Genomic DNA, 14,617 nt, shown 5'->3' with positions numbered 1-14,617 from the left:
GGATGAAACATTTTAATAATGATAGAAATCGATGTGGTGGGTAATGACCTTTATGGGGGGATGCGATATAAAGTATGGCGAAATGCAAATTAACATTCTCATAACTTATAAAGGTTAAATAAATGAAGCAGGTGGGTATTGTTGGCTGGCGGGGAATGGTAGGCTCTGTATTACTGCAAAGAATGATCGAAGAAAATGATTTCGACGATATTTCAGCGCATTTTTTTAGTACCTCCAGTGCGGGCGGTGTGGGCCCGGTTATTAATGGTAAAAGCGACATCCTTAAAGATGCGAATTCCCTTAGCGCCCTCGCCGAAATGGATATCATCATCACCTGTCAGGGCGGGGATTATACCAAAGCCATCTATCCAGCGTTAATTAACCATGGCTGGCAAGGTTACTGGATTGACGCCGCTTCGGCGCTGCGGATGGATGAAAAAGCCTGCATTATTCTCGACCCGGTCAACCGCGATAATATCGATCGTGCCGTGAAAGCAGGAGTGAAACTGTTTGTTGGCGGCAACTGCTCCATTACGCTGAGCCTGATGGGGCTGGCCGGGCTGATCAAGGCTGACCTGATCGAATGGATGAGCGTGATGACCTATCAGTCTGCCTCCGGAGCGGGCGCCAAACAGGTGCGGGAATTAATCGCGCAAAGCGCTTATATCAGTCAGCATTTATCTGCAGATGAACTGACGGCATCAGGTTCCGTGCTGCCTTTAGTCAATAAAGTGAGTGAGTTGATTAATAGCGCGGGTATGCCGGTGGAGAATTTTGGCGTCCCGTTGATGGGCAGCATCATTCCCTGGATCGACAGCGATTTAGGCGATGGAAACAGCCGCGAAGAATGGAAGGGCGAGGCGGAAACCAATAAAATTCTTGGCCTTGCGCCCGGCACCATTCCGGTCAATGGCTTATGCATTCGGGTCGGCGTGATCCGCTGCCACAGCGCTGCCATTACCCTTAAACTTAAACGTGAGGTCAGCGAAGCGGAATTCGCTGAGTTAGTCACCCATTCCCATCCATGGGTAAACTATGTCCGCAATAATAAGCAAGAGAGTGTCAGTCAATTGACCCCGGCTGCTACTAGTGGTTCGCTGCAGGTAGGAATTGGCCGCTACAAGAAAATGTCGTTAAATAATGAACCCGTCTACTCGGTGTTAACGGTTGGCGATCAGCTACTGTGGGGTGCGGCGGAACCCCTGCGCCGCATGTTAAATATCCTGCTGGGCAAAATATAGTTACGGTCATCCGGGGAAAGCCCTCGCGCGCAGGCGGTTAAGACAAATGTTTAACGAAGCGTTTGCGGACCTCCTTGTAGCCGTTATTTTCATAAAATTGATGCGCTCTGATTCTTTTTTCACTGCTTGAAAGTTCGATCTGAGCGCATTGTTTATCGCGGGCGAGGCGCTCTGCGGCATGGAGAAGTTGCTGGCCTATCCCTGATCCACGTGACGATTCCTCGATGACCAGCGCGGAAATTAATGCCCATAAACGGTTCTCATGTACCGGTAAAATAAAATTGATAACGATTACGCCACACACGGCGTTTTCTGTTTCCGCCACCAGCGCACTCATCATACTCTGCGGGGCAGTGATGCGTTGTTCTATGATCGCCGTCTCCGTCTGATAGCCCAGCTGCAGAAATAGCGTTTTCAGCGAGGGGATATCTTTTGATTCAGCCGCTCTGATGAACACCATGATCTTCGACTCCAAATAGCGTGTTACCGGACCGGAAGCGGGCCGGTGGATACCTTATTCTCCGGTCCGCTCCCGTATACGCCACTCAGTCCATCAGACTGACCTGGGCGGCGACAATGCGCCAGCCGTAGGGGAAGCGTACCCAGGTCTGCTGCTGGCGGCCCAGGCGGGCGCTGCCTTCGCGGGTGAACTCGGTGCTGCACACCGCCATATCCGCGCCAAAGGTGGTAATGGTGGTATGGCGCAGATCGCGGGCCAGACCGGCGGCGGGGCGGGCGGCGCGAAAGGCGCGGATCGCCTCGATGCCATACAGATTTTCGCCGGCTCCCAGCCGTACGGTGCGCGGGTCGTGCCAGAACAGCGCATCCAGCGCCTCGATGTTATTGCTGACCAGCGCCTCTTCATACTGATAAAACGCCGCCGTCACCTCGGCGAGGATCGCCGGGCGGTCTACATTGTCCAGATTGATCATGCTGCACTCTCCGCCACTCGGGCATCGGTAATGCCCATCGCTTCCAGCGCCCGCGCGGCGCGAAGACAGGCTTGTTCGTTAAACGGCGCGGCAATCAGCTGCAGGCCAATCGGCTTACCGCTGGCGGTACGCAGGGGCACGGTCACTACAGGCAGACCGAGGAAGGAGATCGGCTGCGTTAGCATTCCCATGCTGGCGCGCACCGGCAGCGGCTGGCCGTTAATTACCATCTCCTCCGCGCCTATCGGCGTGGCGCTGCATGGGGTGGCGGGGGCGATCAGCACGTCGGCCTGGCTGAACAGGGATTTCATTGCCTGGCGAGCATGACGGCGAAAACGCTGAGCCTGCAGATACCATGCGGAGGGGATCATCGCTCCGGCAAGCAGCCGCTCGCGGGAGTGAGGTTCAAAACGCTCTGGCGAGTGGCGAAGATCCGTCAGGTACTGATTGCCGCCTTCGCTGGCGCTGATGATAAAGGCCGCCGAGCGGGCCAGCGCGGCATCCGCGAACTGCAGCTCGCTGTCGGCGCCCAGCGCGTGGGCGACCCGATCCACGGCCGCCCGGGCGTCGTCATCGCACCAGGTGGTGAAATAGCCGCCCAGCCGCGCGCAGCGCAGCCCCTCCAGTCCGCGCTCCAGCAGATTACCGGTGCGCTCGCTGGCTTTATCAGCCTGAAAGTCATCGGCCGGGTCGCGCCCCTGCAGGGCGTCATACACCGCGGCGAGGTCGGCCACCCGGCGGGCAAAAGGACCAATATGATCCAGACTGGCGACAAACGGATGGCTGCCAGAGCGCGAAAGGCGACCGAAAGTGGGTTTCAGGCCAAAGATCCCGCACAGCGACGCGGGGACGCGGATCGAGCCGTTGGTGTCGCTGCCGAGGCTGAAATGGACCAGCCCGGCCGCCACCGCCGCGGCCGAACCGCCGGACGATCCGCCGGCGATCCGCGACAGATCGTGCGGATTGCGCGTCGCGCCATAGTGGCTGTTTTCAGTGGTAAAGCCGTAGGCGTAGGCGTCCATATTGAGCATCCCGCTGAGCAGGGCGCCGGCGCTGTGCAGCTGGCGCACCGCCCAGCTGTCGCTGGTCGCCGGCGCCCGGTCGCTCAGCAGTTTCGCCCCGGCGAGGGTGGTATGCCCGGCGACATCAAACAGATTTTTCACTGCGTAAGGAATCCCTGCCAGCGGCGGCAGGGGGCGCTTTTCCCGGCGCAGGGCGTCAATGCTGTCGGCCTCCGCCAGCATGCGCTGGGCGGTGACCTCGGTCCAGGCGTTGATCTGCGGATTCACGCGGGCGATATCGTCCAGCGTCTGGCGGGCGATCTCCCGGGCGCTCAGTTCGCCCTCGTGCAGCGCACGCTGGATCTCGGCGATGGTGAAGTGATGAAGAGTCATGCTTTATACACCCCCGCAATCTCCTCGCGCGGCCCGAGGGGATAGTCCATCAGCGGCTGCGCCATGGCGGCGATGCGGGCAAACTGGCGCTCCAGCTCTTCACGACGGTGTGCATCCAGCTCCAGGTGCAACAGGTGAGTCATCTGCGTCAGATACTCGCTCCAGTCAGGCTGTGTGGTCATAGTCTGCTCCTTAGTATCCGGCGGCGGCGCCGTTGCTGCGTGGATCGGTCGCCCCTTCAAGCAGGCCGTTGGGATGGCGGACAATGGCGCCGGCGTGGCCCATCGCTTCGCTGAAATCAGCCAGCACTTCCACTTCGTGCCCCAGCTCGCGCAGTCGCGCGATACAGGCGGGGGCAAAGCGTCCCTCCAGCTTCAGTGAATCGGAGGACTGGCCCCAGGTGCGGCCCAGCAGCCAGCGCGGACGGGAGATGCTCTCCTGCAACGGCACCCCCTGCAGGATATAGCGAGTAAACAGCGCCGCCTGAGTTTGCGGCTGACCGTCGCCGCCCATCGAGCCATAGACCATCACCCGGCCATCGTTCAGGCGGGCGGCGGCAGGGTTGAGGGTATGGAATGGCTGTTTGCCAGGGGCCAGCGCCAGGAGATGCTGCGGATCGAGGCTGAAGGCCGCCCCGCGGTTTTGCCAGACGATCCCGGTGTCCGGGAGCACCACGCCGCTGCCGAACTCGTGATAGATACTCTGAATAAATGACACTGCCAGTCCGCTGTTATCCACGACGCCCATCCAGACGGTATCGCCCGGGCCTTTGCCGCGGCCCCAGGGGGAAGCGCTGGCGTCGTCGATGCTGTCGGCCAGCGGCTGCAGGGCTTCCGGGGTGAGCAACTGCTGTACATCCACATCCAGATGGCGTGGATCGGTGATATGCGCATCGCGCAGGGCAAATGCCCGCTTGGTGGCTTCGACAATACGGTGCACTGTTTGCGCGTCGTCGGCATCGGCCATGTTCAGGCGGTCGGTGATGCCAAGGATCGCCAGCGACACCAGTCCCTGCGTCGGCGGCGCAAGATTCCACAGCGTGCCCTGCTGGTGCTGGAGCGTCAGCGGCGCCGGACGCCGGGCGCGGTGGGCCTGCAGGTCGCCGAGGGTGATCGGCATCCCCAGCGCGGCCATACCCTGCGCGAGACGCTCGGCCAGCGGCCCGCGATAGAAACTGTCGAGACCGTCGCTGGCCAGCATGCGCAGGGTACCGGCGAGGGCGGGCTGGCGAAAGCGGCTGCCGGGCCGCGGGGCCTCGCCCGATACCAGCCAGGTTTCGCTGAAGCCCGGCTGATGGCGCAACTCTTCCAGTTTGCTGGCGGTGGCGTGGGCTTGCGAGGCGGTGACCGGAATACCGTCTTCGGCATAGCCGATCGCATCGGCCAGCAGGCGGGCCACCGGCAGCGCGCGGCCGGTTAAGTCCCGTGAAATACGCAGCGCCTCGTCCCAGCCGCTGACGGTGCCGGCGACGGTCAGCGCGGCCTGCGGTCCCCGGTGGGGAATATGCTGCTGTCCGGCGTAGGCCTCGAGGGTCGCCAGCGATCCGGCCGCCCCGCTGGCGTCAATGGCGATGGGGTCTCCCTCAGGCGGTACGATCAGCCAGAAGCCATCGCCGCCGAGGCCATTCATATGGGGATAGACGACGGCGATGGCCGCCGCGGCAGCCACCATCGCTTCAATGGCGCTGCCGCCCTCGCGCAGGATCGCCAGCGCGCTCTGACTGGCGAGGTGATGGGGGGCCACCGCCATGCCGTGGGTCGAAACGTTGCTACTGTGCATAAATTATCCTTTCTGAACGAATCACCCGCAGAACACTGCAAAAGCTGTTCCATCTCTGAACGTTTCGTTTCATTGATAAAAACAATGACCAGAATTTTCCCACTGGCACGCTATGTGTAAGGCATAGCAGATACAGTATGATGAGGGATGGATGATGAAACGAAAGTTACAGGGGCGCTATGCAACAACTCGATGAACGACTGAAAGGGCAATACGCCTCGCTGTCGCCGCAGGAGCAGCGGGTGGCGGATTTCATCTTTGACCACTTTGATGACCTGATAAGCTACAACAGCGCCGAGCTGGCGCAGCTGAGCGGCGTGTCGAAAGCCACCGTCAGCCGGCTGTTCAAGCGCCTCGGTTACGACAAATATAAGGATATGCGCGATGAACTGCGCACCCTGCGCCAGAGCGGGATGCCGCTCACCGACCAGCGCGACGCGGTGCAGGGTAACACGCTGCTGGCGCGCCATTATAAGCAGGAGATGGCGAATCTCACCCAGTGGGTCAACGCCCTCGACGCCCGCCAGTTCGCCGAGGCGCTGACGGCGATGGTGGCCGCGCGCCGCATTGTGGTGGTGGGCATGCGTAACGCCTATCCGGCGGCGCTGCATCTGCGCCAGCAGCTGCTGCAGGCCCGCGGCCAGGTGCTGGTGCTGCCCCAGCCAGGCCAGAGCCTTAGCGAAGAGCTGGTCGATCTGACCGCCGATGATCTGGTGGTAATGATGGCGTTTCGCCGCCGGCCGCGAATAGTACGCCCGCTGCTGCAGCAGCTGCAGCGCGACGGGGTGCCGGTCCTGTTAATGTGCGAGCCGCAGGCCCACAGCCTGTTTCCGCTCTCCCGCTGGCAGCTCTGCGCGCCGCTGGACAGCGTCTCCGCCTACGACAGCTATGCCTCGGTCAACAGCCTGATTAATCTGCTGGCCAATGCCTTTCTCCATGAAACGCTCGACAGCGGTCGTCCGCGCATCCACGATATCGCCACGCTTTATCAGCAACTGGACGAGCTGGAACAACGCTAATGGGGCGCCAGCGTGGTGCTGTGCATTATTATGGTGCAAGAAAAACCACGTGATGGCGCCGCCGCTCGCTGAACACTTTCCCGTTAACGCTTGTCCTTTCTCACTTTTTGTTTTAATTCCTCGCCAACTCTCGCCTCGTCTGTATCTGGCACATTAGTTGCAAAAACAGATTCAAAGAATCTTTTGTTTCATGCTAACGTAACGGGTAAACATCATGAAGAAACTGTTGATCGCACTGGCCGGGGCCGCTTGTCTCCTTTCGTCTGTTTCTGCCGCGCAGGCTGACCAGCTCCAGGATATTGAAAAACGCGGCGTCATTCGTATTGCCGTGCCTCAGGATTTTCCGCCGTTCGGCTCGGTGGGCACCGACCTGCAGCCGCAGGGGTATGACATCGATATGGCGCGCTATCTGGCGAAATCGATGAAGCTCAAGCTGCAGCTGGTCCCGGTGACCAGCGCCAACCGCGTGCCGTATCTGCAGACCGATAAGGTGGACCTGGTGATCTCCAGCCTCGGCAAGAACGCCGAGCGCGAGAAGGTGATCGACTTCAGCCGCGCCTACGCGCCGTTCTTCCTCGGCGTGTTTGGCCCGAAAGGGGCGGAACTGAAGGACGCGGCCGCGCTGAGCGGCAAAAGCATCGGTGTGACCCGTGGGGCAGTGGAAGATATGGTACTGACCAGCGTGGCGCCGCAGGCAGCGCAGATTAAGCGCTACGAGGATAATAACACTACGCTGTCGGCTTACCTGTCCGGTCAGGTGCAGTATGTCGCGACCGGCAATCTGGTGGTGGCGGCCATCTCCCGGCAGAACGCCGACAAAGCGCCGGTGCCGAGCTTTATGCTGAAGGACTCGCCGTGCTTTATCGGTCTGAAAAAGAACGAACCGGCGCTGAAGGCGAAAGTGGATACCCTCATCGAGCAGGGCATTAAGGACGGCACCCTCAACGGTCTGTCTGAGAAGTGGCTGAAAGCGCCACTGCCTGCCAGCCTCGGCGCGTAAGGTCTGGGGATGACGGAGCAACTTCATTTCTCTGAGCTCTGGCCGCACTGGCCGGAGCTGCTGGCCGGCCTGTGGGTGACGGTGCAGTTGACGGTGCTGGCGACGATCGGCGGACTGGCGATCGGCATCCTCGGGGCGGCGATCCGCAGCGGGCGCCCGGGAATGCTCAGCCGGGTATGGGGCGGATATGTGGAAATCATCCGCAACACGCCGTTTGTGGTGCAACTCTTTTTTATCGTCTTTGGTTTACCGAACCTTGGACTGAAGATGACCGCCGGTGAAGCGGCGCTGCTGGCGATGGTGGTTAACCTCGGCGCCTATAGCACCGAGATCGTCCGCGCCGGTATTCAGGTGACGCCGAAGGGCCAGTGGGAAGCCGGTCGCGTGCTCGGGCTTAGCAGGACGCAAACCTTCGTTCGCGTCGTATTGCCCCCGGCGCTGCAGCGGATTTACCCGGCGCTGGTCAGCCAGTGCATCATCGTGATGCTCGGCTCGTCAGTGGTGTCGCAGGTCTCCTATGAGGAGCTGACCTTCGCCGCCAACCTGATCCAGTCGCGGACATTTTTGAGCTTTGAGGTCTATCTGGTGACCACCGGGATCTACTTAGCGTTATCGATAGCGATGCGCCAGCTGCTGATGGCGGCGGGGCGTAAATGGCTGGGGGTACAGGCCTGATGACCACTTTTACTGACTGGGACATTATCCGCAACCTGCTGCTGGCCGGTCGCTGGACGGTGCTGCTGTCGCTGGTCGCGTTCACCGGCGGGGCGCTGGTCACCTTACCGTTACTGCTGCTGCGCCTCACCGGCGGACGCCAGGTGAAACGGCTGATCCGCGGGTACATTGAGCTGTTCCAGGGGACGCCGCTGCTGATGCAGCTGTTTCTGGCATTCTTTGGCGTGGCGCTGTTCGGCGTCGACGTCTCGGCGTGGACCGCCGCCTCGGTCGCTCTGACGCTCTACACCAGCGCCTTTTTGCTGGATATCTGGTTCGGCAGCATTCGCGCGCTGCCCAAAGGCCAGTGGGAGGCCTCGCGGTGTCTCGGGCTGAGCTTCGGCCAGACCCTGTACCGGGTGGTGGCGCCGCAGGCGCTGCGCATTGCCATCGCGCCGACGGTGGGCTTTGCCGTACAGGTGATCAAAGGCACGGCGCTGGCATCGATTATTGGCTTTGTGGAGCTGACCAAGGCCGGGACGATGCTGACCAACGTCACTTATCAGCCGTTTAAAGTGTTTGCCCTGGTGGCGCTGGGCTATTTCATTCTGTGCTATCCGCTGTCCCGCTACAGCCGCTATCTGGAGAACAAATTCAATGCCTCTCATCACCATTAATCAGATGCAGAAGTACTACGGCGACAACCATGTGCTGAAGGGCGTCGATCTGGATATCGACATGGGGGAAGTGATCTCGATCATCGGCCGCAGCGGCTCGGGTAAAAGCACCCTGCTGCGCTGTATCAATGGTCTGGAGGGCTACCAGGAGGGCAGTATCAAGCTCGGGGGCATGACCATCACCGATCGCGATTCACAGGCCCGGGAGATCAGCCGCTCCATCGGCATGGTGTTCCAGAACTTTAACCTGTTCCCGCACATGACGGCGCTGGAGAACGTCATGCTGGCTCCGCGGCGGGTACTGAAGAAGTCCCAGTCCGAATGCCGGGAGCTGGCGCAGCGGATGCTGGAGAAGGTCGGTCTTGGCGACCGTCTGGATTACTATCCGGCCAATCTCTCCGGCGGCCAACAGCAGCGCGTGGCCATTGCCCGGGCGCTGGCCATGTCGCCGAAAGTTTTACTCTGTGACGAAATCACCTCGGCACTCGACCCGGAACTGGTGGGTGAAGTGCTGAAGGTGCTGGAGCAACTGGCGGCGGAAGGTATGACGCTGATCCTCGTCACCCATGAAATGAATTTTGCCCGCGAAGTGGGCGACCGCGTGGTGTTTATGCATCAGGGACGCGTCTGGGAGCAGGGCGACAGCAAAACGCTGTTCGCCAATCCGCAGACCAGCGAACTGAAACAGTTTATCTCCTCGGTGCGCGGTCTTAACTAACGTAAGGAATGGCAGATGGATATCACTCAGTTTTCACAAATTAACCCGCCGCAGCGCCTGCTGATGGGGCCGGGGCCGATCAATGCCGACCCGCGCGTGCTGCGCGCCATGTCGAGCCAGCTGGTTGGCCAGTACGATCCGGCGATGACCCACTACATGAATGAAGTCATGGCGCTCTACCGCGGTGTGTTTCGCACCGAAAATCGCTGGACGATGCTGGTCGACGGCACCTCGCGCGCCGGGATCGAAGCGATTCTGGTGTCGGCGATCCGTCCGGGTGACAAAGTGTTGGTGCCGGTGTTCGGCCGGTTTGGACATCTGCTGTGCGAGATCGCGCGTCGTTGCCGGGCAGAGGTGCACACCATCGAGGTGCCGTGGGGCGAGGTCTTTACGCCGGATCAGGTTGAGGACGCGATCAAGCGCGTGCGCCCGCGCCTGCTGCTCACCGTGCAGGGCGATACTTCCACCACCATGCTGCAGCCGCTGGCGGAGCTGGGGGAGATTTGCCGTCGTCACGAAGTGCTGTTCTATACCGACGCCACCGCGTCGCTCGGCGGTAACCCGCTGGAAACCGACGCCTGGCAGCTGGACGCGGTGTCCGCCGGGATGCAGAAGTGCCTGGGCGGTCCTTCCGGCACCTCGCCCATCACCCTCAGTCCGCAGATGGAAGAGGTCATCCGCCGCCGCCGTTGCATTGAGCAGGGGATCCGCACCGACGCCCACCACGACGGCGTCGACGAGATGATCTACTCCAACTATTTCGATCTCGGCATGGTGATGGATTACTGGGGGCCGGAGCGCCTTAACCACCATACCGAAGCGACCTCGGCGCTGTTCGCCGCCCGGGAGTGCGCGCGCCTGATCCTCCAGGAGGGACTCGACAACGGCATCGCCCGCCACAAACTGCACGGCGATGCGCTGCTGAAGGGCATCCAGGCGATGGGGCTCGAGACCTTTGGCGACCTGCGGCACAAAATGAATAACGTGCTGGGGGTGGTGATCCCCAACGGGGTCAACGGCGATCAGGTACGCAAACTGATGCTGGAAGATTTCGGCATTGAAATTGGCACCTCGTTTGGTCCGCTGCACGGTAAAGTCTGGCGCATTGGCACCATGGGCTATAACGCGCGTAAAGACTGCGTGATGCAGACGCTCAGCGCGCTGGAAGCGGTCCTGAACTACCTCAAGTTCACCACCACTCAGGGCGCGGCGATGCAGGCGGCCTGGGATCACTACCGCACCGAGGCCACCCTATGAGTGATACCGCCCGCCAGCAGGCGGAGAGAGAAGCGGCTGCCAGCCGGGTGATGACGCGTGCCGATCGGCTGGCCACCCTTAGCGAAACCGCCGATGCCCTGACCCGTGTCTATCTGTCGCCCGAGCATCTGCAGGCCAACCAGCTGGTGGGCCAGTGGATGCAGGCTGCCGGCATGATGGTGTGGCAGGACAGCGTCGGCAATATCTGCGGACGCTATGAAGGACAACAGGAGGGGGCGCCGGCGGTGCTGCTGGGTTCTCATCTTGACACCGTGCGCAACGCCGGACGCTACGACGGCATGCTCGGCGTGCTGGCGGCGATTGAGGTGGTCCAGCGTCTGCACCAGCAGGGGCGACGGCTGGCAAAGGCAATCGAGATCGTCGGCTTTGGCGATGAAGAGGGCACCCGCTTTGGCATCACCCTGCTCGGCAGCCGCGGCGTCACCGGCACCTGGCCTGAAAGCTGGCTGTCACAGTGCGATACCGACGGCGTGAGCGTCGCCCAGGCGCTGGTGAATGCCGGACTCGATCCGGCGCGGATCGGCGATGCGGCCCGTCTCCCGCGGGATATCGCCGCCTATCTGGAACTGCATATCGAGCAGGGGCCGTGCCTGGAGCAGGCGGGGCTGGCGCTCGGCGTGGTGGAGGCGATTAACGGCGCCCGACGGCTGAACTGCCGCTTTACCGGCGAAGCTGGCCATGCCGGCACGGTGCCGATGCTCCACCGCAAGGACGCCCTCGCCGCGGCGGCGGAATGGATGGTGCAGGTGGAAAACCTGACCCGGCAGCGCGGCGGTAACCTGGTGGCGACGGTCGGCACCCTGCGCTGTGTGCCGGGCGCGGTGAACGTGATACCGGGCGAGGTGCAGTTGACGCTGGATATTCGCGGCCCGCAGGATGCGCCGCTGACGGCGCTGCTGGATGAGCTGCTGGGCGAGGCGCAGGCCATTGCCGGGCGTCGCCAGCTGCGTTTCGCCGCTGAGGAGTATTATCGCATCGCCGCCACCGCCTGCGACAGTCACCTGCAGGCGGTGCTGGGCGAGGCGGTAGCGGCGGTGCAGGGGCGTTCGCTGACGCTGCCGAGCGGCGCAGGGCATGACGCCATCGCCATCGCCGAGCGCTGGCCATCGGCCATGCTGTTTGTGCGTTGCCTGGGGGGCGTCAGCCATCACCCGGCGGAGTCGGTCACCGCCGCCGACGTCGGACTGGCTATCGACGCTTTCTCCCGGGCGGTAGAGAAGGTGGCCGACGCCTGATCGCGCCGGTTGCCGAGCCCCGGCTGGCGGCTTCACACCGCCAGCTGGTTGACCACCTCGGCGACAGAGGTGATGGCATGGATGTTGCCGATCCCCGCGCCCACCGAGATATACCCCTCATCAGTATTCCCCTCCAGCATGCCCAGCCGCATCCCGCGCAGACCGCCCATCGCCTGGGCCAGCTCGGCTTTTGAGGCGCCGGCACGATCCATGGCTACCAGTGTGTCGCTCAGTTTGCCGGGCAGCGCGCGGTAGTAGTCCGGCAGGGTACGGAACAGGCGCAGATCCAGACCGTTGGCGGCCACAATTTTCGCTTTCACCGAGTCGGGAACCCGGCTTTCGATGGTGCTGATAAATACCGAGCCGGCGAAAACCCCTTCCGCACCGAGGGCGTGGACGGCGCGCGCGCCCCGGGCGTCGGTGATCCCCCCGGCGGCCATCACCGGAACCCGCTGTACCGCGTCAACGATCAGCGGGACGATGGTGAAGGTCCCGAGGGCGGTACCCGGCAGCGTGCCGCCTTCGTCAAAGCCGGTGGCGACAATAATATCCGCTCCGGCCTGCTCCGCGCGGCGGCTGTTCTCCGGCGTCGGGTTGATGTCACGATAGATAATGGTGATCCCGGCGGCTTTCAGTTCGTCGAACAGCGCCGGTTTTAACGAACCATCGCCGTAGCCGGTGTAGACCACCACCTTAACCCCTTCCTCTTTGATCACCGGGAGGATCGCCGGCGTCCAGATGTCATTTTCCGCCGTCGGGATCAGGTTGACGCCAAAGGGTTTCTCCGTCAGCTGTTTGGTTTTGCGGATCTCTTCGCGCATTTTCTCGGCGGTGGCCTCCGGGGTGGAGACGGCGGTTGCCGCCGTCAGTCCGGCGTTCGGGCCCAGCACGCCAAGCCCACCGGCGTTGCCGACGGCCGCCACCAGACGAGCATCGGTTAGCCAGGAGAGCGGCCCCTGGACCACCGGTTTTTCAATACCCAGAATGCGGGCGACGCGGTTGGATTGCATGATATTTTTCCTTGTATGTTAATAAGTTATAAATTTCTTCGCCCCAGCGATGCGGCAATGAGGGCAGTGTAGGCGTCTTTATTGTTTTAAAAAATGAGCAAAAACTTTCAACACTATTATTAAATTAGTAATAATGTGAACTGATGAAGAGGTGGGAGGCGGGCCATCATGCAAATGAATCTGTTTGAAAATATTAAAATTTTTATTGAAATCGTCGATGCCGGCAGCTTTGCCCAGGCGGCGGAAAATTTGCAGATCCACCGACCGGCGGTGACCAAAGCGCTGCAGCAGCTGGAGCAGGAGAGCGGGGTCCGGCTGCTGCAGCGCACCACCCGGCGTCTGTATCTTACGCCGGAGGGGGAAGAGTTTTATCGCCGCAGCAAACCGTTGCTCTCCCAGGCCGACGATCTGCTGGAGTCGTTCGCGCCGGACCGGCCGATCCGCGGTCAGCTGCGCGTTGATATGCCGATCGCCTTTGCCCGGCTGCTGGTGATCCCGCATCTGCCGGATTTTTATCAGGCCCATCCGGAGGTGGAGATTGTCCTCAGCAGCTCCGACGTACGCCGGGATATGCTGCGCGATGGTCTGGATTGCCTGCTGCGGGTGGGGGATCTTGAGGATGGCGACTATGTGGCGCGTTCGCTGGGGGAGGTGGCGTTAACCACCTGCGCCAGTCCGGGCTATCTGGCGCGCTATGGGGCGCCCGCGACGCTGGAGGACCTGCAGTCGCATCTGGCGGTGAACTGGGTGAACAGCAGCAGCCGGCAGATTATGCCCTGGCGATTCCAGACCCCGGAGGGCATCAGGCAGATCGCCATCCCCGGTAAACTGGTGCTGGACAACTCTGAAGTCTTTACTGCCGCCGGGCTGGCGGGGCTGGGGATGCTGCAGGGGATGCGTTTCTTTTTGCAACCTTATATCGACAGCGGGCAACTGGTGGAAATTTTGCCGGACTTTCCGGCGCCGCGTCGACCGTTGTCGCTGCTCTATCCGCACCGGCATCTGTCGCATAAGGTGCGGGTCTTTGCCGACTGGTTGCAGGGGCTGGTAGCGACGCTGGATCGATCGGTGTCGGCTTGACTCTGCCGACTGAGCGATTATATATAAAATGTGAATGCTATTAAGCAATGAATCACAAAGCTGGATAACGACTTAACCTGTAAGGGAATGCTGATGAAACTCTGGAATAAAACACTACTTGCTTCCGCCCTGTGTCTGACCCTGTTTGGCTGCGACGATGCGTCGAAAGTGGATAACAAACTGGATAAGGCCAAAGATAATGCGGAGCAGATGAAGGATGCCGCGGCGGACAAAGCGCAGGCGATTAAACAGGATGCGGATAAGCAAATCGATACGCTGAAAAGCCAGGCCGACGCCGAGGCCGACCGCCTGAAGGATCAGGCCAGCGCCATCAAGGCGGAGGCGGACAAGAAAGCGGATGCCATCGCCCAGCAGGCGAAAGCCCAGGCCGATGCCGTGAAGCAGAACGCAAAGCAGGAAAGTGACCGCATAGTCAAAGAGGCGGGTCAAATCAAAGACAATGCCATCGGCGACGCCAATCAGCTCTCGGCGGAGGCGGCGAGCAAAACCAAGGCCATCCAGGACAGTATCGCGGCGGACAAACAGAACACCACGCCACCGCCCGCCCAGCAGTAACCTGCGCTGTTTGCCTGACCCGCG

The 14,617-nt window shown here is 61.3% G+C and carries 16 protein-coding genes; 10 read left to right on the top strand and 6 right to left on the bottom strand.

Features of this window, described 5'->3' with window-relative positions; genetic code table 11:
- The first annotated feature begins 122 nt into the window (after nt 1-122).
- Nucleotides 123-1,241, top strand: coding sequence for an aspartate-semialdehyde dehydrogenase (gene asd / locus A1WC_RS12570; RefSeq protein WP_016161073.1), 1,119 nt, complete (start codon nt 123-125; stop codon nt 1,239-1,241).
- A 37-nt stretch (nt 1,242-1,278) separates the two neighbouring features.
- On the opposite strand, the gene A1WC_RS12575 is transcribed toward asd, so the two are convergent.
- From A1WC_RS12575 to hpxW, 5 genes are all read right to left on the bottom strand, one after another.
- Nucleotides 1,279-1,701: a GNAT family N-acetyltransferase gene (locus tag A1WC_RS12575; RefSeq protein WP_012541679.1), complete on the bottom strand. Its 423-nt coding sequence runs from the start codon at nt 1,699-1,701 to the stop codon at nt 1,279-1,281.
- An 85-nt stretch (nt 1,702-1,786) separates the two neighbouring features.
- On the bottom strand, nt 1,787-2,173 hold the full coding sequence (gene hpxZ, locus A1WC_RS12580) for an oxalurate catabolism protein HpxZ (RefSeq protein WP_002905421.1): 387 nt from the start codon (nt 2,171-2,173) through the stop codon (nt 1,787-1,789).
- Nucleotides 2,170-3,567, bottom strand: a complete 1,398-nt coding sequence (locus tag A1WC_RS12585) for an AtzE family amidohydrolase (protein ID WP_016161072.1) — start codon at nt 3,565-3,567, stop codon at nt 2,170-2,172. The genes hpxZ and A1WC_RS12585 overlap by 4 nt, the downstream gene beginning before the upstream one ends.
- Nucleotides 3,564-3,749, bottom strand: a complete 186-nt coding sequence (hpxX, locus tag A1WC_RS12590) for an oxalurate catabolism protein HpxX (protein WP_016161071.1) — start codon at nt 3,747-3,749, stop codon at nt 3,564-3,566. The genes A1WC_RS12585 and hpxX overlap by 4 nt, the downstream gene beginning before the upstream one ends.
- A 10-nt stretch (nt 3,750-3,759) precedes the next feature.
- The gene (gene hpxW / locus A1WC_RS12595) at nt 3,760-5,346 is read right to left on the bottom strand and encodes an oxamate amidohydrolase (RefSeq protein ID WP_012541682.1); all 1,587 of its coding nucleotides are present in this window, start codon (nt 5,344-5,346) and stop codon (nt 3,760-3,762) included.
- Between the two features lie 179 nt (nt 5,347-5,525).
- Here hpxW and hpxU point away from each other — a divergent pair, with 179 nt between their 5' ends.
- From hpxU to hpxK, 7 genes are all read left to right on the top strand, one after another.
- Nucleotides 5,526-6,365: a MurR/RpiR family transcriptional regulator HpxU gene (hpxU, locus tag A1WC_RS12600; RefSeq protein ID WP_008804829.1), complete on the top strand. Its 840-nt coding sequence runs from the start codon at nt 5,526-5,528 to the stop codon at nt 6,363-6,365.
- 214 nt (nt 6,366-6,579) lie between these two features.
- A complete protein-coding gene (locus A1WC_RS12605) occupies nt 6,580-7,365 on the top strand; it encodes a transporter substrate-binding domain-containing protein (protein ID WP_004143665.1) in 786 nt (261 codons plus the stop codon).
- Nucleotides 7,366-7,374: 9 nt separating this feature from the next.
- Nucleotides 7,375-8,040, top strand: a complete 666-nt coding sequence (locus A1WC_RS12610) for an amino acid ABC transporter permease (protein WP_004176117.1) — start codon at nt 7,375-7,377, stop codon at nt 8,038-8,040.
- Complete coding sequence (locus tag A1WC_RS12615) at nt 8,040-8,696, top strand: amino acid ABC transporter permease (protein WP_004176118.1); 657 nt, start codon at nt 8,040-8,042, stop codon at nt 8,694-8,696. Before A1WC_RS12610 ends, A1WC_RS12615 begins: the two co-directional genes overlap by 1 nt.
- On the top strand, nt 8,677-9,414 hold the full coding sequence (locus A1WC_RS12620; protein ID WP_016161070.1) for an amino acid ABC transporter ATP-binding protein: 738 nt from the start codon (nt 8,677-8,679) through the stop codon (nt 9,412-9,414). Before A1WC_RS12615 ends, A1WC_RS12620 begins: the two co-directional genes overlap by 20 nt.
- 15 nt (nt 9,415-9,429) lie before the next feature.
- Nucleotides 9,430-10,671, top strand: coding sequence for a pyridoxal-phosphate-dependent aminotransferase family protein (locus A1WC_RS12625; RefSeq protein WP_016161069.1), 1,242 nt, complete (start codon nt 9,430-9,432; stop codon nt 10,669-10,671).
- Nucleotides 10,668-11,927: an allantoate amidohydrolase gene (gene hpxK, locus A1WC_RS12630; RefSeq protein ID WP_016161068.1), complete on the top strand. Its 1,260-nt coding sequence runs from the start codon at nt 10,668-10,670 to the stop codon at nt 11,925-11,927. Before A1WC_RS12625 ends, hpxK begins: the two co-directional genes overlap by 4 nt.
- 32 nt (nt 11,928-11,959) lie before the next feature.
- Here hpxK and A1WC_RS12635 read toward each other — a convergent pair whose 3' ends face one another.
- On the bottom strand, nt 11,960-12,937 hold the full coding sequence (locus A1WC_RS12635; RefSeq protein ID WP_008804833.1) for an NAD(P)H-dependent flavin oxidoreductase: 978 nt from the start codon (nt 12,935-12,937) through the stop codon (nt 11,960-11,962).
- Between the two features lie 174 nt (nt 12,938-13,111).
- Here A1WC_RS12635 and A1WC_RS12640 point away from each other — a divergent pair, with 174 nt between their 5' ends.
- Together A1WC_RS12640 and A1WC_RS12645 are read left to right on the top strand one after the other, a co-directional pair.
- On the top strand, nt 13,112-14,017 hold the full coding sequence (locus A1WC_RS12640; RefSeq protein WP_162493318.1) for a LysR family transcriptional regulator: 906 nt from the start codon (nt 13,112-13,114) through the stop codon (nt 14,015-14,017).
- An 87-nt stretch (nt 14,018-14,104) separates the two neighbouring features.
- Nucleotides 14,105-14,593 (top strand): hypothetical protein, encoded by a 489-nt coding sequence (locus tag A1WC_RS12645; protein WP_025712450.1) that lies wholly within the window; start codon nt 14,105-14,107, stop codon nt 14,591-14,593.
- Nucleotides 14,594-14,617 lie beyond the last annotated feature (24 nt).

It is taken from the genome of Klebsiella sp. KTE92, from assembly GCF_000398905.1.
Lineage (GTDB): Bacteria > Pseudomonadota > Gammaproteobacteria > Enterobacterales > Enterobacteriaceae > Klebsiella > Klebsiella variicola.
The sequence above is the reverse complement of the archived record's forward strand: the minus strand, read 5'-3'. Positions and strand labels throughout refer to the sequence as shown.